The organism is Yersinia aldovae ATCC 35236 (assembly GCF_000173735.1).
GTDB classification, from domain to species: Bacteria; Pseudomonadota; Gammaproteobacteria; order Enterobacterales; family Enterobacteriaceae; genus Yersinia; species Yersinia aldovae.
On the sequence record NZ_ACCB01000009.1, the window covers coordinates 98,110 to 117,762 of the forward strand.

Here is a 19,653-nt window from a genome sequence, read left to right on the forward strand (position 1 = left end):
GTACGGCAGTTCTCTTACCCGTTCAGTGTTAGAAAGCCATGCCGTACGACAGATATGCCACATTAACCTACGAAAGCGGCGGCCTGGCCTTGACTGCCAAATAAGCGAATTTTTTCAATGACTTTTTGCTGCATGACATCGCGCCCGCGCCCCAACGAAACGGCCAGTACATACTCATCCGGCGATGCGGCCAGCACCTCACTCACCCCTTGGGTGAAAGCCTGACGCAATTCGGTATCAACATTGACCTTCGCTACACCCAGCGTAATGGCGCGGCGGATTTGCTCATCTGGCACACCAGACCCCCCATGCAGAACAATCGGTTTTTTGACAATTTCACGCATCTCCTGCAAACGCTCAAACGCCAGCTTCGGCTCCTGCTTATACATCCCATGTGCAGTACCGATCGACACTGCCAGATAGTCAACTGTCGTGAGTTCAGAGAACTTAAGTGCTTCGGCGCAACTGGTGATCAAGGCATCTTTTTCGTCAACTGAAATGTCATCTTCAGTACCGCCTATCTTGCCTATCTCACCTTCAACGCCGAGATTCAGCGCGTGGGCGACATCAGCCACCGCACGGGTAATACGCACATTTTCATCAAATGAAAGATGAGAGCCGTCGAACATCACTGACTGAAAACCCGCCTGAACCGCCTCCATGGTCTGTTCAAAACTGCGGCTGTGATCAAGGTGAATACAGACGGGCACAGTGATGTCATGCATAAACGCATCGATCATCTCTTTCATCGGTTTTAGCCCCATAACGCTGATGACTTTTTGGCCAATTTGCAGCATCACCGGAGCCTGTTCCTCTTCGGCGGCCAGTAAGATCGCACGGATGGTTTCTGCGTTATGGACGCTGAACGCACCGATGGCATAGCCGTGCTGCCATGCGTGTTGAATCAAAGTATTACCGGATACATAAGACATGTTCTCTCCCTATGGCGCACTGCGTATCAGGCGCTTAATCATCAATGAATGAATAGAAATCATTTGGTTTCAGGTAAACCGGACTGGCAGCGTACCTGTTGTAAAATCGCACTCCAGTCCTGACGCCCACGTCCACTGGCTCTGGCCTGGCTGTAGACTTCGCGAGATGCGGCCCCCATTGGCATGGTGACGTGTAATTGGTTCGCCACATCAAGGGCTATCCCCAAATCTTTGTGGGCCAAATCAATCATGAACGCCGGTGTTAAATCTCCTTTCAGCACTTTGTTCGGCCAGGTTGTGGTGAAATGTCCTTTACCTGCGGGTGTTCCACTCATCACTTGCAGCGCAACATCAAACGACAAGCCCAGCGCTTCGCACAGCACTGCGGCCTCAGCTGAAAGTGCATTGAGCGCAATACTCATGTAGTTATTGATTAACTTGACGCGGATCCCCATCCCCGGCCCGCCTGCGTTGATAAGCTCTGTTCCCATCGCCATCAGTAACGGCGTTGCCCGTTCTACCTGCTGTGGCGTGCCGCCTGCCAGAATCAGCAGTGTGCCAGCCTGAGCATGATCTGAAGTGCGCCCCACCGGGGCATCCATAAAGCTGAACCCGTTGCTCTGCATATCTTGTATCAGCCGGTCCGTTTGCAATGGATGAATGGTAGACATATCAATCACCAATGCCTTGGGCGACAAGCTGCGGCAAACGCCATCGGGTGCAAACAGCACCTCACGTACCAAATCGCCATTCGGTAGCATGGTGATAACAAACTCCGCCCCCTCAGCGGCCAGTGCTGCGTTCTGGCAACCCGTCGCGCCCAGAGCAACTAATTCCGCGACGGCGGCGAGGCTAATATCGAAAACATTCAACTGATGCCCATGTTTAATCAGATTACGGGCCATAGGAGTCCCCATTTGCCCTAATCCGATAAATGCTACTTGTGCCATTAGTCTCTCCTGTCACCTGATGTCATTTTCTAGTTAAAGATCTGAACTTTTTTGATTGTTTTTGATCGTATTTGTAATTTATAGTCAAAAAATTGACATGTGTCACTCTTTTAACATTTGAACGAATTAAAATGGTCACATCGTGATCAGTAGCCCCTTTTGGGCTAAACAAGGAACTCAGACCATGACCCGAATTGCATGTGTAGGCATTACGGTCCAAGACCGGCTCTATTACCTGACAGCGCTGCCCAACGGTGGAGGGAAATATGTGGCGCGTGATTATCGTGAAATTGGTGGAGGGCCAGCGGCAACGGCCGCTGTTGCGGCTGCGCGGTTGGGAGCAAAGGTTGATTTTATTGGCCGCGTAGGTGATGACGCCACTGGCAATAGCTTGCTGGAGGAACTGGAAAGTTATGGCGTAAACACCGCGCTGAGTCGCCGCTATTGTGGTGCTGGCTCATCGCAGTCTGCGGTGCTGGTCGACAGTCAGGGGGAACGCATCATCATCAACTATCCAAGCCCTGATTTACCAGAAGATGCACAGTGGTTAGCGGAGATCGATTTTAGACAATATGACACCGTATTAGCTGATGTTCGTTGGCATCAGGGTGCGTTAACCGCATTTACCTTAGCACGCCAGGCGGGTGTAACAACCTTGCTTGATGCCGATGTCACGCCACAGGATATCCGCCCTTTGGTGGCCCTGGCTGACCATGTGGCATTTTCTGAACCCGGCTTACGCCGAATGACCGGTGATAATAATATTACATCCGCTCTGGTGAGGGCGAAAAGTGACACAAACGGACATGTCTATGTCACCTGTGGCAAAAGGGGCTGCTACTGGTTGGAGAATGGACAGCTGCAACATCAAGCGGGTTTTGAGGTAAAAGTCGTCGATACCACCGGTGCCGGGGATGTTTTTCATGGCGCATTGGCGGTGGCACTCAGTAAAAAGCACGGTATAAACTGTGCAGTAAACTATGCTAATGCGGTTGCCGCCTTAAAATGTACACGCCCCGGCGGAAGGGCTGGAATACCTGATTGTGATCAAACTGACTCTTTCCTGGCGCAATATGTATAAAATAGACAATGGTATGACGAATTAAAGAGAGCTAAGCATGAGTCTGACAGAACTGACCGGGAACCCGCGCCACGATCAACTGATTCAGCTGATCGCCAGCCGCGGCTATATGAATATTGATGAACTGGCACAATTGCTGGATGTTTCGACTCAAACGGTGCGTCGTGATATCCGTAAGCTCAGCGAGCAAGGGCTGATTACACGCCATCACGGTGGTGCAGGCCGCGCTTCCAGTGTGGTGAATACGGCCTTTGAACAGCGGGAACTCTCTTATACCACAGAAAAAATGGCCATTGCCGAAGCGATTGCCGATTACATTCCCGATCGTTCAACGGTATTTATCACCATCGGCACCACGGTTGAACACATTGCTCGCGCGCTAATGAATCACAGCCATCTACGGATTATTACTAACAGCCTTCGGGTTGCACATATCCTGTATAAAAATACCGATTTTGAGGTAATGGTTCCGGGCGGTACATTACGGCCAAATAATGGTGGCATCATTGGCCCCAGTGCCGTTTCCTTTGTTGAGGGATTTCGTGCTGATTACCTGATTACCAGTATGGGGGCCATTGATACTGATGGCAGTTTACTGGAATTTGATGTCAATGAGGCCACGGTGGTGAAAGCGATGATGGCTCATACCCGCCATATCTTTCTGGCAGCAGACCATACTAAGTTCCATGCATCAGCGGCAGTGGAGATTGGTAATGTCGCGAAAGCCACAGCACTGTTTACCGACATTGCTCCACCGCTGCAATTGGCTGAGTTATTACAGCAGCAGCAGGTGGAACTGGTCGTCACACAAATAGGAAATCAAGAACCTACCCTCTAAATTGAATTCAAAAAGCAGGCGGTGAAAACCTGCTTTCGTTTTTTAACGCGTAAATATTAAGTTCGTCAAAGGTGCGTCCACCAATACCAACCACAGTTGGAACGCACTAAAGTACCACGACGGATATTCCCATGATGAAGCCCTATCCATGTAAGAGCGATGGGCCTTCGACTATTGCACGAGAAGAAGTAGATATTATCCTACATATTTAGATACGGCATATATGGCGGTTTCTAAATAGCATTAGTCCGTAACAGGCATCGCTACTTCTGCTTGTACGAAACCATAACGGCTCAGTGGTGTGACGTTAACAGAACTTGGTGACGACTTAATTGGGAATTGTTTGCTAACACCTGGCAAAATATACGGATTACCTAAAGCCACTACTTCATTTCCCGGCACTAAAATCACCTGAGGCCCTAAGCGAACCACATGTTTGCTCGGGTTTTTGATGATCAGGTTATTTCCTGAAACTGAAAAAACCAACTCTTGCCACGGCGTTTTTATTTGTGGCACTGCATTCGGTTGAATAAGAAATCCTATTTCCTGGCGAATAGGCATCACAGTCGCGTTCCCCTGAACCTGCTCAACCCCTTCAAATGACGCTTTTAGCAGCACCTCCGTATCAAGCACCGTGCCTTTCTTTAAGACAAAGTTAACCTGCTGGCTCTGCCCAGCTTCAATGCGAGTCACTGGAGGAGAAATAAGAATTTGTTTGCTCAATGCATTACCATCCAAATCAACCACTTTAGTCACCAGCAGAATTGGATTGCCAGAAGTATTATCAATAGTGAAACTGGTGCGACCCTCACTCTCTTTCAAAATAACAGAAGTACTTTCTAATTTAAAAGAAGCATAAGACGTTGTTGTCCAGCAACTCAATAGTAGCCATAGATTAAAAACCATTACCTTTTTAATACGACTAAGCAACGTTGTGGATGCAGACGTTGTGCAATTACTACTCATCATATTGTGCATAATAGATCCTATATTCAGAAGATATTTACTGCATTTCTTACCGTTGTCATTAACGGATTATTCACTGACAAACCCCATCAACGGCCTCATATAACGTATCCGGGGCAAATTTTTCTGGTTCGCGATAATTAACGACACACTCACTACTGTTAGCAGGCTTGATACGTAGCGTCATGCCAATAGCCTTATTTTCGAGCATAAAATTCCCATCACCAATAATTGTCCCCTGAAAATTGCCTTTTTCATCAAGAACGTTGGCACCAATCGGAATCATTTTCCCTTGGCTATCGCGAATAGTCAGCAGCAATTGCCGAGTTTCCGTCGCTTCAAAATTACGTGTTGCTACGGTGCCACGCGTCATCATTAAATCTGCACTGGTACTGTTTAGACGAATATTTAGCGGCAATGTTTGGGTACTTATTTGGGCTTTCGAAGCCGTGTATGGCATCACCGAAGGCAGCAATGCCGTTCCTGCGTAATCGGTAATCGCCATACCACTGCTCGGCGAAGAAATACGTAAATTCGATTGGTTTGGCACGTTCACCACAGCAAAAGTATCGCCAATCGCTGACGACGAGGTGGCAAAGGTGCTATTTGCATAAGCCACGGAACCACTAGATGAAAGATACGCGGAGCGACTATTGTTGGTCGCCTGAGAAAGGCCACCTGCTAATTGTGAATAGGCAGTTTTTATATTCACAGTGCCGTTGATACGCCGTTGGCTATCGCTACCTGTGATACCCACCGAGTAACCTTTGTTGTCACCCCAAGCGCTTTGATAAGTGCTACCCAGTGTCATATTACCGTTATTGCGTTGCATACGACCACTTAAAGACCCTCGCCCCAAAGGCAAACTGATACTGGCATACAGCGTATTATTCCCTTGTGAATTGGATTGAAAACTTAGCGTGGTCGTTACCCGACCAAATTGTTCACTGGCTGAAAATGTATGAGAAACACTGTCTGCCGCTTGATAATACATAGTATTAGACAATACGTAGGAAAATGCGCCCCAACGTGGATGCGCCCAAGTTACCGCAGCCGAGGTTGAGTTCTTTAATTTGCCATGCATCAGGTCATTTAAATTATTTCCACTGCTCAAGGCATTATCCGGTGACCAATAATTGGCCGAATTATATACCGATGATAATGACGCACTTAAATTACCATTGATTGCTAATTGATTTTGAACTGAAAATTGGTATCCCTGCCCAACATCCTGGGTATTGGTATAACTTGCCGCGGCTGAAAACCAGGCATTATTTAAACCACTATAGAGATTCTGGATACTGATATTTTGATAATCAGTGGAAAGTAGCCCGGCAGTGGTCAGACGAAAAGCATTCGCCGGATTGAGCGACATTTCACCTGATGCTAATAGTGGTGACTGACCGTTGCCATTAGCCAAAGTATCGCGATAACGGCCTACCACCAATTGATAAGTACTCGCCTGTTGATCAACATTAGGATCGAGTGCATTTGAAACGGTAAAGTGCTGCTGGGTACCATCCTCTTCAATAACATCAACATCCGTGACCACACCACTGGAGAAATTACTAATATTAGATAATGAAAAAGGGCCTGGTGCCACCACGGTACGATAAATAACCCTCCCACGCTGGCGAATTTCGATAGTGGCGTTAGTATTGGCAATCCCCTCAATCGGGACGATTAACTGAGTATTATTAAGTTGTGCATTATCAGAATACAACTGAATACCCGAAACCGGCAGCCCCGAAAATGTATCACCGACTAAACCAAACTCACCCAACTGAACTACAGATTTTAGTGATTCGATAGAACGTAATGCATAGGTTTCTTGATTATCATACTGACTAATCCCTTGGTTATAAGTGTAGGAACCCCTATTTCGCAGCACCCAATTATTGAAATTAATGCCAGGCTCGAATTGCCCTTGAAAAAGGTTAACATCATTGCTGTTACTTTCGATGCGTTGACCGAACATATTATAGTTAAGTAATAATGCATGACCACCCCGCTGATAATCCTCACCCTCTATTTCAGGATCAAAAGCTTCTTGCGGCAATGTTAATTCCACACGAAATTGACCGGGGAATAAATTGACAACCACTCCTGGCCACAGAGTCTCAATATTCTTGCAACTATCATCGCTATCTTTAGCGTGTAACTTTAATGACATCAGTAATTTTTTATCTGCACACAATTTACCCTCGCTGTCGAATGTAGCTTCAACACGATAGGTCTTACTGGCATTGATGATAATAGTGACATCATGTTGGCCGGGTAGAAATTTATCACTGCTACTGAAAAAGTCTGCTAATTCAGCGGAGTAACCTAATGCTTCCAGTGTCTTCACGTCAAAAGCAACTGCATTATCTTTTATCGCGGGGAAGACCGCCATAGGAAAAATAGATAAGATGAGTGCTGTAAACTGAAAGTAATTACGACGGACGTTCACAGCGATTCCCTGGAAAAAAGGCTAGCGGTTTATTTATCAGCAATAACGTATGCTACACATGATTACCGCAATATCTATTCTCGCCATGAGGTCATATACAATAGCTTGTTCTAGGATTTTTATGGGCAAAGCAATGCGGAAGATTATTGTAAAATGACCACCCTTGCCTTATTGAGGCATATAGCTATATGCCAAAAGCAAAATTCATAGTCAGAGAACCGTCAATATTGGTATCTTCGGTAATAGGCCCATTCATTGTGGTTGTTCCGGCCAATACTGGCGCAACAGTAATATCAGCATTGAATGTCTTTCCTGCGGTAGCAACAGCCGTAGAATTAGACCAACCGTAACGATAGCCCGTAACTAAATATGCACTGGTATTTGCTGTTCCGGCACCACTTCCCTGAGCGTAATACAGTGAAGAGCTTTGTCCATCAACAGAGGGATTACTTATGATAGCGGTATAAAAACCAATTTTACCTGTTCGATTAACATTACCCAGCCCATAGTTACGAGCAGTCGATGTATCACTGACAGAAGTCAACCGATTATCAACGCTGGTGTAGCTTAAATAGGTTACTGCGTCACAATTGACTGTCCAAGTTTTCGTCATACTGGGTAAAGTATTCACTGTAGTACCTGGCTTTACCTGTGTTGAAGAAATCTGTCCTAAATTATAAATACCATTATCAGGTGAAACCACAATACAACTAGGCACACCAATCTTCCCTTTCACTTTTAATTCCGCAGAAGGGGGAGCTGCCTGAACCGCGACAATGGTCAAAAATAAAGATGTCAATGCAGTTAAATTGATAATATATTTTTTCATAAAATGAGAAATAAACCCAATATATTAGTATCGCCAGCATTCATTCATAAATATTGCCAGACATGAACCAAAGAGCGCATTAATTTATCACTAAAAAATGACGCTCTTTAGTTAAAAAAACCATGCAGTCATTAGATACCGAATGCAAAGTTCATCGTCATTGAACCATCGATCTCTGCGTCTTCAGTGATCGGACCGGCCATCGTGGTCGTGCCGGCCAAAACAGGTGTTACAGTGATATCAGCAGTAAATATTTTACCCGTACTCTGCGTATTGGCCGCGGAAGACCAGCCAGTACGCATACCGGTTGTCAGGTTCGCAGTTGGGGTCAAAGTAAATGTTGATGTTGCAGAGGTAAATAAGCTAGATGCTTTACCATCAACATTACCATTCTTGATTTGTGCTGTGTAGTAACCGATTTTACCGGTAGTATTCACAGTCCCTAAACCGAAGTTAGTCGTAGCAACTGCGCTCGACGTTGCTGCGCGGTTATCTACCGGAGTAAAGTTCAGGTAAGTATCGGCGTCACAGTTTACTGTCCAAGACTTGGTGATCGGGGCCAACACAGTAGTCGCTGTACCTGACTTAACTAAAGAAGAAGAGAGTTTACCGATATCATAAACACCATTCGCTGGAGCAACAACGGTGCAGCTTGGCACTGTCAAAGTACCCGTTACTTTTAATTCTGCGGTTGGTGCTGCTGCATTGGCAACGTTAATACCTAAAATTAAAGAAGACAATACAGTAATTTTAGCCAGTTGCTTTTTCATTTAATAATCCTTATATAAAATATTTATCACTGAGTAAAAAGAGATTTTTTATGGGCCAGAAACTAAGTCCGGAAATTGAATTCAACCACAATTTATTAACAAAAAATAAAAAAAATGAATTCAAAATTTATGCGGCGATTAAACATCTTATTAACTTAACTGTATATCAGAACACAGGCTGACTTGGGGTAGGAATATTCCTACGAAAACAAGATTAAGGTATGAAAATGATATGTTTTTTAAGCTAAATATCATCTATAAGTCGTGTTTTTTACATAAAAAAGCAGTTTATATGGTGAGATAATCATAAGGAAAAACGTTTATTTCTTTTCCCCCACAGGAAAAGATATAAAAAAAGCCTATAAATCATACAATTAAAAAAACATCAAAATAAAAATACAAAGAAATATTAATATTGATACTTATAATCTAAGCATATTCTTATTTTCTGCCCAGCAAATGACAACCAAACTAATAGTAAGCATGTTAATTAACATAATTGTGTCATCATCCTTTTTATAATATGGGATGTTTATTAAGGTTAATTCATGTTTACTTTGTCCTTCTACGAATACACATAAAAATCAATATACTTCAACATGAACACCTAATTTACGGCTAAACATTTTCCCCGTCATGCATCACCGTTTAGTGGTTCCAACAAATTAGAATGCTGCCCACGGCGGCACGATAGTTCATCCAACAGGTATTGGTTCGGATAATCCAATGACACCTGACAATAGTATCTATGCCATCGTCAGAAAAAGGCCGTACTCCATATACCTTCTACAGTGTCACCAACATTACAATCGAAGAAGCTATGTCACTGGTGATAATCGCCTGCATTCAAAGGGCTGGCAAATACCAAATGTGATAGGGATCGTTGAAAGAATTTCCTATAAGTGCTTGAATAATGATGTAGAGAGGATTCCATTCTCAAAGAGGTTACTCCCTCCACGGTTAAAGGCCGCCTCATTAAACCGTGCGGCAAATATCGATGATAATGGTTGCCAACATACCCTCTTTTGCGGCATGTTGGCAGCCACACCTTCCTGCTTTAGACGTTCGAATTATCACTTTGTGAGCAACCTGATGATTAAGTGGCTGTGGAAAGCAAATCAACCGCAAGCAGAAATACTGGCACAGTGGCAGGAAGCCCTGAATATACCGCTATTGGCTCCATTGAATGAGCAGGAACTGCAACGCCTTGTCTCTGTTGCCAGCCAGTTACTGCAACAAAAGCGTTTCGTGCCTTTGCAAGGGTTGGAATTGACCCCATTAATGCAAGCTCGGCTCACGCTACTCTTTGCTCTGCCTGTTATGGAGTTGGGTGCCAGGTGGTTGGATGGTTTCCATGAAGTGCTTATTTACCCGTCGCCATTTGTCGTGGAAGATGATTGGCAAGATGACCTTGGGCTGGTGCATTCTGGTCAAAGCATACAATCGGGCCAAAGTTGGGAACAAGGGCCGATCGTTCTGAATTGGCAAGATATTCAAGACTCTTTTGATTTATCGGGATTTAATTTGGTCATTCATGAAGCGGCTCATAAGCTGGATATGCGCAATGGCGGTAATTCAAATGGAGTTCCCCCTATTGCCATGCGCGATGTGGCCGCATGGGAATATGACCTGCATAAGGCGATGGACTCTATTCAAGATGAGATAGATTTAGTCGGTATCGACGGGGCTAGCATGGATGCCTACGCTGCTAGTGATCCGGCTGAATGTTTTGCCGTACTCTCAGAGTATTTTTTCAGCGCACCAGAATTATTGGAGGGTCGCTTCCCTACTGTTTATCAACATTTTTGCGCATTCTACCGTCAGGACCCGTTAACCAGATTAAAACGCCTGGAGACTCAACTGGCGGAGAGTTAAAATTTTAAAAATACATAACGGCTTGATTAATTGCCAGGGGGCTTGCGACTAGAACGCACCGATAAATAATAGGATCTCTTGGATTCACTCGGTTTATGTCGTTATTTTTAGCACATCTGTTCAGATGATGAGCAGTCAAACATAATAGCCTAATTTAGCGTTGACAGTATCCGGCGTGCTGGATATCATGCGCCCCGTTGGAACAATTCCTCTGTAGTTCAGTTGGTAGAACGGCGGACTGTTAATCCGTATGTCACTGGTTCGAGTCCAGTCAGAGGAGCCAAATTAAAGAAAGCCGCTTAAGGAAACTTAAGCGGCTTTCTTGTTATTTCATCATCCATCACTACTTACGATTCAGAATACGCAGGAAATCCTGTTTGCTTGAGATTAATGACAGTGCATTTGCGATGATTTCATCGCTAAAAATCGACGCAATATCTTTTAGTACATCAATATGCTCTTTTTCTTTAGCAATAACCCCGATAGCAATAAACATCACGTTGCTTCTATCCCAGATGACGCCGTCAGGGAATTGAAAAATCTCAACACCTGTTTTAAGGATAATGTTTGTGGCTGATTTAGGAAGATGGGGCAAGGTAATACCATTTCCCAAGAATGTAGAGACTTGTTGCTCTCTCTCATTGAGAAATGAGACGCAGTCTTGGCTGATATAACCTTTCGCCTTGAACTCTTTGCCTACCATAGATAAAACGTCAGCCTTGTTTTTTGCCTGACATCCTAAGTGTAGGTTTTCAACAGTTATAGTATCTATCATTGCCTGTCCCCTTTGCGATATAACTTATGTTATCGCATATGATGTTATGAATTCCCCGCAGACAGTTCTTCTTCTAATTGCTCTAATGATTTATTGGATGTTTCTGGTAAAGCGGTGACAACAAATATTATCGCCAGGTAATTGATGAGCGCAAATATCAGGAAGACAGGCCCCAAGCCTAGTTTCGCCTGAAGCACCGGAAATAAATAGCTGACAATCGCATTCATGATCCACATGAAGAATACCGAGATCCCCATAGATAACCCACGAATTTTCAAGGGGAAAAGTTCAGCCAATACGACCCAGGTCAGAAAGCCCATTGTCCCTTGCATCACACCAACAAATAATGCCCCCAGCAACCAAATGACCGTAGCCTTGACTTCACCAACCAAGTAATAATCTGCACCAGCAATAATCAGATGTAGTGTTGCCATCAGAGCAAAACCATAAATAATCAGTGTCTTTCGTTTAAAACGATCAACCAAGAACATAACACCAACCACCATACCACCGACAGAAAAGACGCCATTTAGTACATTACATATCAGTGACATTCTCTCAGAGAACCCTGCGGCATTGAGAATTTCCGTACCATAATACATGATAACGTTAACCCCGGTAGTTTGCTGCAATGCAGCCCAGACTATGCCTACCAAGATTAATTTTAAGATCCAAGGCGTTTGGAAAATAATAGCCAAGTCATTCTTAGCGTACAATTTCTTTTCATTTTCTATATCAATTAACGTCACGATATCTTCAAATTCTTTAATAGCACGATGCTCAGGCCGAATTTGTTTTAAAATAGCTAAGGCTTCTTCTCGACGATTCTTGCTGACCAACCAACGGGGGCTTTCTGGCGAACGCCACATTCCAACTAACAAGCAAATTGCCGGGATAGTCTGAACTAATAACATATAACGCCAGACTTCGGGTAAGTGCCCCCAGACAATACCGATGACAGCATTTACGGCAAATGCAGCTAATTGGCCAATGACGATAGCCACTTCGTTCAATCCTGTCAGCTTGCCCCGCATCTCAGTTGGCGCAACTTCAGATATAAACGTGGGTGCCGTGACTGATGCCCCGCCCACGGCATAGCCAAGTATAAATCGTGCAATCAAGAGACAGGTGATATTAGGCGAGATCGCACATAATAATGCGCCAAAAAAGAAAACAAAGGAGAGATAGAGTAAATATTTTCTGCGACCAAAAAAGTCAGCCAGTTTCCCGCCAAAAATACTACCAATAGCGGCTCCGACCAAGAGCACACTCATTACCAGTCCTACGGTCATGGGTGTCAGCGCCATATTCTCTTTCAGTGATGAAAAAGCACCATTAATAACACCCGTATCATAACCAAAAAGCAAGCCACCAAATGTAGCGACTAATGTTATTTGATGTAATCGTTTTCTCTGCTGCACATTGAGATTCATCATTAACGACATAGCGTTACCTTTTTATTTTGATTATCCATTTAATGCCAAAAAGGGGTAAAAAAAAGCAACTCTCCGCCACCTAAAACAGTGCAGTGATGAAGAACTTTTTGACACTCTGATTTATTCATTAAATAAATGCAGTTGTTGAAGCCAAATAAACTTTATTACAGAGTGTGATGCTAAATTCCTTATTAAATTGTGGTTATCTGGCGTCCTCCTCTAACATTATTCTTAAACTAAACTTACCGCTGCTAGCCAATACCGCCCTGACTTACTCATTCTGCCTTCCTGAAAATACGAAAAAGGCTATCAATGAATGATTCGCTATCTGCCTTTGCCTATCCAGAACTGGCAGCACACAGACATGTAACCTATCGATAAACAACATACCACCTAAGTTGAAATTAAAATTCCATAACGATCACATTTTAATATTAAAATTTCATTAAAAGAAAAATTAAAAAATCAGTAATCTTATTTTATATAGTATAAAAATAAGATAACACATTGAATAAAAAGGATATTACAATGGTAATTGTATGATTACTCATTAATTATCAAAAAATAATTACTGAAAGAGTTTTTCTTTTTTTTGTGATGAAATCGACATTTTAATTCCAAGAAATTAATTTAATGAAATTAAAAAATTAATTAATATTTTGATTTTTTACCAGAAAAGAAGAGCTTGTTAGAAGCAGAGGTTGTGTGGTCGAACTCAGCCCACAACAGCAGGCGGTATTAGTGCATAAAAAACCCGCTGGAGGGAATTTAAGCGGGCTTCTCGCTATTTGAAAATCTATTTTTACTCATCAGGCTTCACAGCGCATAAAAAATCACCGCGGCGATACCACCAAATAATAACCATTTAATCAGATAATAAATCCTACGGTTCCAGGCTTTTAGCCGTTTACCCACCTTACGCACCGCATAGATGTATTTAAATGCCCGATTAACACCACCGGTACGATCCCCTTCTTCGTTTGGTGCAGTGGCAGCGCTCATGAGATTGCGCCCCAACCAATGGTTAACGCCTTGAGCCCATCGATAACGCATTGGCCGTTCAATATCACAAAACAAGATAAGTCGGTCTTGACCACTCTGATTTTCTGCATAGTGAATATATGTTTCGTCGAACAATACCCCGTCACCATCACGCCAGCTATAGGGAGTGCCATCCACATCAATAAAACAGCGGTCATCATTCGGTGTGATAAGACCAAGATGATAACGCAGTGAGCCAGCATAGGGGTCACGGTGCCGTGGCAAACGGCTACCATCGGGTAATTCGGCAAACATCGCGGCTTTGACTGACGGTAATCCGCGTAATAGCTCTGTGGTATAAGGACAAAGTGTCATGGCTGATGGATGGCTGTCTTCATACCATTTCAGATAGAATCGTTTCCAGCCAAGTTTTAAAAAAAGAGTTAAAACCGGCATCATTATATTTATCCGATGCTTTAATTTGCTGAACCTCCATCAACGCTTTGCCCTCATCCTTGATTTGCTGCCAGTTCTCACGCAGTAACTCCAATTCAGGGAAAAGCTCCGGCTTTAAATAGGGCGTCGTGGGGGTGCGCGAAAAGAGATACATAAAGACATTGATTGGTGAAACAAATGTTGAATGATCTGAGAGTTGACGCCAGAACGGATAACGAACTCTCCCACGAAAATGCACATAGGCTACGCACAAGATGAAAATCAATAGCACTATATATTTCATGATGTCCTATCAAATAAACAGAGTCGGTAGCAAAATATTTAGCTTATCTCCGTGAAAGTTTCCAATTTAAAAAGATGAAAATGATGAAAAATGCTGTAATCCAACAGACTAATAGGCGATAAATGTCTGGATATCACCCTCACTCATACTGAAGCAGCCGGTGAAGCAGCGCCCTGCGGGGAAATCATCACTCAGTTCACGTAATAGCTGTAATTCGAAATATCCTGAGGTAAGTGAATAGCTCAAAAAACGTGCTTCAAGAAAATCAAAGTAGCGCCCTAGCTGTGGATATATCGCTTTAAACAAGCTTTCTTTGGCTGAAAAAGCCAGCGTCAGTAACTGATTAAAGGGCAACGGCCCTTCTTGTAAGCGACGATATTCATCCTCACTGAGGATACCGGGCCACAAATCTTTCGCTCTTTCGACTGCAATCAGGGCCTCAATATCCAAACCAAGACCATGCATGCTGCGGGGTTCAACTGAACACTCCATTGCCGGTGTGATAATTTGGGCGGCACATATAGCACGCTGGCTATTATGGCTGATACTGCCAATTAAGCCCGCCGGCCACACAGGGGCACGATCCACACCATTGGTTAACGGATAATCGCGAACCGCCAATAAATTTAATACCTGACGGGCAACAAAACGCCCCGCCAGATATTCGGCCCGCCGTTTAGTGACCGTTTTTTGCAAACGACCAGGAAAGTGAATGCCATAAACGGCAAACAGCTCATCCCGGTATTCATTGATATCAAAATCACATTTTGCTAAAAGCCCATGAAATGGCGGTTGATGATTTAAACCGTTGGCGGGCAGTGCTGCAAAGGTAAAGTTACGGATAAATACCGGCGTCACGCGCTATCCTAATTATCTTAATTAATCGCCTTTCATAGTAGTTGTTAAGCCATCTCATCACAATATCGAAAGGCATTTCACCCGCTACTGATGAGTTGGGCCGCTGACCGGCCCGCCTCCTTATTACTGCCTTTGGATCAATACCACAAGCTCATGATTGGCCAGCCCACCAGCAGTAACATGGAGATATAGAGTACCCCCATGATCCCACCTAAACGCCAGTAATCTTTTGATTTCACGTAGCCGCAGCCGTAAATAATCACACCCGGCCCGGTGGCATATGGCGTTAGAACCCCCATAATCCCGATGGATAACACCAGTAGCATGGAGAGATGCTCCATTGGCACGCCACTCAGCCCTTTCCCTACCGCCAGGATGACTGGCAGCATGGTTGCGGTATGCGCTGACAGGCTGGCAAACAGATAATGGGAGAAATAGAACACCAACACCAGCGCCACGACAGTCATGTTCGGTGAGAAGCCATCCAGATGGGTGCTCATGGTGTTGGCAAACCAGTCGATAAATCCGGAACGGGTCAAACCATTTGCCATAACAACCAAAGTTGCCAGATTAACCAGCGTATTCCAGGCACTGGAGTATTTAGTGATATCTTTCCACGACACTACATGCAGCGCTAACATCAGGGATACCGCTAATAAACCTACAGCGGTAGCATCAATGAATGCGCCGCCAAATACCCACAAGCACAGGCTGAGTAGTACCAACCCTATCAATATCATCTCTTTACGGGTTAGCGCCCCCATTTCTGTCAACGCCGTTTGCGCCCAAGCAGCCACTTCATTACTTTTGGTCACGCCCGGCTTATACAGCACATAAGAGAGCCACGGAGCGACAATCAGTAAGATTAACCCGACCGGCAGGAATGCCAGGAACCACTGCATCCAGCCAATATGAACACCGGCTATTTTATTGACAAATTCAATGCCCAGCACGTTAGGCGCGGCACCGGTCACAAACATGGAGGAACTGATACTGGTTCCGATCACCATCATCCACATCAAATAACCGCCGATACGCCGTGACGACGGATCATTAGGAAAAGAGTCAAACAGCGGCGGCAGGTTTTTCACCACCGGGAACACCGTGCCACCGGTACGGGCAGTATTCGATGGGGTAAACGGTGCTAGCAAAATATCAATTATGACAATGGCATAACCAAGAGTCAGGGTGCGTTTGCCCATGAATTTCACCATAAACAAGGCTATCCGACGGCCCAATCCGGTGGCTTCATAACCCAATGCAAAGATAAATGCACCGAATACCAGCCAGACAGTGGTACTGGAGAACCCTGCCAACCCCCATTTCAGCGCTTCTTTACCACCTTTAAAACTGGTGTCCGCCACTTCAGCGGCACTGAATAGCACCCAATCAGAGGTTAAAACGCAAATGGTCACTGCAATAAAACTTATCGCGGTCGCTGGGATGGGTTCTAAAATCATACCGACAATCATCGCGACAAAAATGGCAAAATAACGCCAGGCTTGTGGTGGCATCCCCTCTGGGGTTGGGATCAACAGCAGTATGGCCAGCACCAAAAAAGGCGCTATCGCTTTCCATATTTTCTCTTGCGACTTCAACATAGAGATACTCCTAGAGCTGTTATTGGTTCAATAACACCGTTATTATTTTTGTGGGGGAAATGATGAGGGAACTGCGCCAGAAACCAGGTCAGGATCAGCAGGTCAGCACTGCCGCCCGGACTGAGGTTACGGGCGATACATTGGCCATCAAACACGCGTACTTGTGCACGGGCGACCGGGGAGTGCCCCCCCGTCGCGGGGAGTGAAGCCAGAATGGTTGCCGCCTGCTGCTGTAGCCACTGCAAACCCTTGATACCACCGCGCGCGACCACATTGGTATCGCGATTGACGGAGAGTAAAAGAAGCAAGGTGTGCAATAAGGCATGGTCAGGTTGCGCCCCGTCAGCCAATAACCGCCGATAGGCGGGTAGAGCATGGGTTAGCACCGTAGCGAATCCCGATTCAGCCTCGCCACGCGCACCGGTCAGGCCATATTGGTAAAACAGACGCTGGCCCGCCGTTTGTCGCGGGTTGGATTGACGAAGCTCACGTTCCGTCAATCCACAACACATCAGTGCCGCCTCGTGGCAAACCGCAACAGCATCAATCCCTTCACCACGGGCTTTGCGCCGCCCCAGCGCACAGCAGAGCAATCCCAGCGAAAAGATACTGCCTTTGTGGGTATTCACGCCGCCAGTGGCGCGGAACATACTGTTTTCACATGCCAACCCCAGAGGTCGCAGGTTGTTCAGTGCCGCCGGTCCGCTCAGATGACAATAATTGATACCTTGCTCAATAAAGCGTGGGAGCCAGGGTGCGATGGCGTCGGCGCTGTGATAAAAATCCACCAGCGACATATCCCGATGTGCGCCACAGTTAAAGCGGTCAACTAAGCCAGGTTTGGGTGTTAAATTGACTTCCGCCAGCATCGCCTGATATGCCAGTGCACCATAGTATTGAGCAAAATGGTCGTGGGTAAAGCCAGATACGTTGGCCAAAGTGCATGTTAAGCGCTGCGGATCAGTGAGGTGCAGTTGTAGCATTGAGCATCAACTCCATTTGAAGCAACAGTTCATCGATACTGTGAGTTTTGGCCCGCCCACACACATTGGCCGGGCGGTGGCACAGCAAACAGCGGCGCGGTGGCAAACCTAAATCACGGCGGGATAAGATTTGCCCGCCCGCATCCAGCACATCGATATCCCATAACCGGCCCTGCGGGTGCTTTAATTCAAGTAATAACGCCGCGTCTTTCACCTGTTCAGCGGGCAAATCAACCGCTATCAAGCCTTCGCAACCGGTCGGCAGCGGAAAAATCTCCTGCTGCAATACCGGCCAATACTGTTGTTGACTCAGTGCGCTAATGGCGCGCCATGCCAATGCAAACAGCTTGCGGGTCAATGGGTTATCTTTCACCACCCCCGGAGCCACCAGTGTTAAGGAAATCAGTGTTACCTGATGACGGGCCAGCCACGCTTGCTGCCGTGCCTGGCGAGACTCACGACTGGTCAGTAACTCCGGCAGACTAATAGGCCGGTTGGCTGACAATTCAGGGGAAATAATGTTCATCGGCTACTCCTGTATCTGATGAACGACATCAATCACTGAACCATCGCGGTAGCGCACCACAGCGACGACCCTGTCAGTAAATGCAATGGGTTGTGGCACTCCTGTCAGCAGTAGCGCGCGCTGATAAAGCCAGTCGATGGTCACGATGGGCAAACCCGCCTGTTGCAAACGCTCCGCCAGTTCTGGGCGCGCCGGATTAACCGCAATACCATGATCGGTGACCAAAATATCCACACTGGAACCGGGAGTGACACAGGTGATAACTTCATCAACCAGCGTTGGAATGCGCCCACGAACCAGTGGTGCGACAATAATTGACAGGCGCGCCGCCGCTGCCGTATCACAATGACCACCCGAAGCACCGCGCAGCACGCCGTCAGAGCCGGTCAGTACATTGACATTGAAACGGGTATCAATCTCCAGCGCACTGAGGATAACCACATCCAGCCGGTCAACCGATGCCCCCTTCGAGCTGAAATTGGCATACTGATTGGCACTGATTTCGATATGCTGCGGGTTACGTGCTAGCGAGGAGGCCGCCTGTCGGTCAAAACTTTGCACGTCCAATAGCTTGGTAATCAGCCCCTTCTCATGCAGATCCACCATTGTTGAGGTAATGCCACCGAGGGCAAAAGCCGCCGTGATATTGCGCCGTAGCATTTTGTCTTCGAGGAAACGGGTTACTGCCAGCGACGCGCCACCCGTCCCGGTCTGCAAAGAGAATCCATCGACAAAATAGCCGGAACCGGCAATCACCTCAGCAGCACGGCGGGCAATCAATAACTCACGCGGATTGGAGGTCATTCGGGTGGTATCAGCGCCAATCTTGTCGGCATCCCCCACTTTCTCAACCGGTACAATCAGGTCAACCTGATCCTGCGTAATACTCGCTGGGTGATGCGGATAAGCCACCAGCGCTTCGGTCAGTAGCACCACGCAATGCGCGTATTCGGCATCAACTTTGGCGTAGCCCAATGAGCCGCAACAGGCGTTGCCGCTAAAACCATTGGCATTGCCAAATTCATCACAAGCCGGTACGCCAATAAAGGCAATATCAATGT

General features: G+C 45.8%; 16 protein-coding genes, 1 tRNA gene and 1 pseudogene. 4 read left to right on the plus strand and 14 right to left on the minus strand.

Translation table 11 applies throughout. The features are described from left to right. Positions 1-62: 62 nt before the first annotated feature. A complete protein-coding gene (locus tag YALDO0001_RS06325) occupies positions 63-932 on the minus strand; it encodes a class II fructose-bisphosphate aldolase (RefSeq protein ID WP_004701052.1) in 870 nt (289 codons plus the stop codon). Between the two features lie 59 nt (positions 933-991). Continuing rightward, positions 992-1,882 (minus strand): sulfolactaldehyde 3-reductase, encoded by an 891-nt coding sequence (gene yihU / locus YALDO0001_RS06330; protein ID WP_004701053.1) that lies wholly within the window; start codon positions 1,880-1,882, stop codon positions 992-994. A gap of 184 nt (positions 1,883-2,066) precedes the next feature. Here yihU and YALDO0001_RS06335 point away from each other — a divergent pair, with 184 nt between their 5' ends. Both YALDO0001_RS06335 and YALDO0001_RS06340 read left to right on the plus strand, forming a co-directional pair. After that, positions 2,067-2,963, plus strand: coding sequence for a PfkB family carbohydrate kinase (locus YALDO0001_RS06335; protein ID WP_042839495.1), 897 nt, complete (start codon positions 2,067-2,069; stop codon positions 2,961-2,963). Between the two features lie 37 nt (positions 2,964-3,000). Beyond that, on the plus strand, positions 3,001-3,801 hold the full coding sequence (locus YALDO0001_RS06340) for a DeoR/GlpR family DNA-binding transcription regulator (RefSeq protein ID WP_004701058.1): 801 nt from the start codon (positions 3,001-3,003) through the stop codon (positions 3,799-3,801). Positions 3,802-4,044: 243 nt separating this feature from the next. Here the strand turns inward: YALDO0001_RS06340 and YALDO0001_RS06345 are convergent, their stop codons facing one another. The 4 genes from YALDO0001_RS06345 to YALDO0001_RS06360 all read right to left on the minus strand — a co-directional run bounded on the left by YALDO0001_RS06345 (position 4,045) and on the right by YALDO0001_RS06360 (position 8,818). Beyond that, positions 4,045-4,779, minus strand: a complete 735-nt coding sequence (locus YALDO0001_RS06345) for a fimbria/pilus chaperone family protein (protein ID WP_042839496.1) — start codon at positions 4,777-4,779, stop codon at positions 4,045-4,047. Between the two features lie 61 nt (positions 4,780-4,840). Then, complete coding sequence (locus YALDO0001_RS06350; protein WP_004701061.1) at positions 4,841-7,162, minus strand: fimbria/pilus outer membrane usher protein; 2,322 nt, start codon at positions 7,160-7,162, stop codon at positions 4,841-4,843. Positions 7,163-7,403: 241 nt separating this feature from the next. After that, positions 7,404-8,048 carry a DUF1120 domain-containing protein gene (locus YALDO0001_RS06355; protein WP_004701063.1) on the minus strand — a complete coding sequence of 215 codons (645 nt, stop codon included), beginning with the start codon at positions 8,046-8,048 and terminating at the stop codon, positions 7,404-7,406. Between the two features lie 131 nt (positions 8,049-8,179). Then, entirely contained in the window at positions 8,180-8,818 is a 639-nt protein-coding gene (locus YALDO0001_RS06360; protein ID WP_004701065.1) for a DUF1120 domain-containing protein, read from the minus strand. A 1,092-nt stretch (positions 8,819-9,910) separates the two neighbouring features. Between YALDO0001_RS06360 and mtfA the strand changes: the two genes are divergently transcribed. Both mtfA and YALDO0001_RS06370 read left to right on the plus strand, forming a co-directional pair. Next, positions 9,911-10,693, plus strand: a complete 783-nt coding sequence (gene mtfA, locus YALDO0001_RS06365) for a DgsA anti-repressor MtfA (protein ID WP_042545616.1) — start codon at positions 9,911-9,913, stop codon at positions 10,691-10,693. A 207-nt stretch (positions 10,694-10,900) separates the two neighbouring features. Continuing rightward, a tRNA-Asn gene (locus tag YALDO0001_RS06370) sits at positions 10,901-10,976 on the plus strand. 60 nt (positions 10,977-11,036) lie between these two features. Here YALDO0001_RS06370 and YALDO0001_RS06375 read toward each other — a convergent pair. The 8 genes and pseudogenes from YALDO0001_RS06375 to citF all read right to left on the minus strand — a co-directional run. Then, positions 11,037-11,468, minus strand: a complete 432-nt coding sequence (locus tag YALDO0001_RS06375) for a PTS mannitol transporter subunit IIA (protein WP_042545615.1) — start codon at positions 11,466-11,468, stop codon at positions 11,037-11,039. Positions 11,469-11,512: 44 nt separating this feature from the next. Next, on the minus strand, positions 11,513-12,913 hold the full coding sequence (locus YALDO0001_RS06380; protein ID WP_004701071.1) for a sugar porter family MFS transporter: 1,401 nt from the start codon (positions 12,911-12,913) through the stop codon (positions 11,513-11,515). 807 nt (positions 12,914-13,720) lie between these two features. After that, positions 13,721-14,624, minus strand: a pseudogene (lpxO, locus tag YALDO0001_RS06385) (lipid A hydroxylase LpxO). Positions 14,625-14,732: 108 nt separating this feature from the next. Continuing rightward, positions 14,733-15,482: a 4'-phosphopantetheinyl transferase family protein gene (locus YALDO0001_RS06390; protein ID WP_004701076.1), complete on the minus strand. Its 750-nt coding sequence runs from the start codon at positions 15,480-15,482 to the stop codon at positions 14,733-14,735. Positions 15,483-15,619: 137 nt separating this feature from the next. Continuing rightward, on the minus strand, positions 15,620-17,083 hold the full coding sequence (locus tag YALDO0001_RS06395; RefSeq protein WP_042545611.1) for an anion permease: 1,464 nt from the start codon (positions 17,081-17,083) through the stop codon (positions 15,620-15,622). Then, positions 17,077-18,066 (minus strand): triphosphoribosyl-dephospho-CoA synthase CitG, encoded by a 990-nt coding sequence (gene citG / locus YALDO0001_RS06400; RefSeq protein ID WP_042839498.1) that lies wholly within the window; start codon positions 18,064-18,066, stop codon positions 17,077-17,079. The genes YALDO0001_RS06395 and citG overlap by 7 nt, the downstream gene beginning before the upstream one ends. Then, complete coding sequence (gene citX, locus YALDO0001_RS06405) at positions 18,044-18,592, minus strand: citrate lyase holo-[acyl-carrier protein] synthase (RefSeq protein ID WP_004701083.1); 549 nt, start codon at positions 18,590-18,592, stop codon at positions 18,044-18,046. Before citX ends, citG begins: the two co-directional genes overlap by 23 nt. A 3-nt stretch (positions 18,593-18,595) precedes the next feature. Further along, positions 18,596-19,653, minus strand: a 1,058-nt coding sequence (gene citF, locus YALDO0001_RS06410) for a citrate lyase subunit alpha (protein WP_042839499.1), incomplete at its 5' end; no start/stop codon positions are given.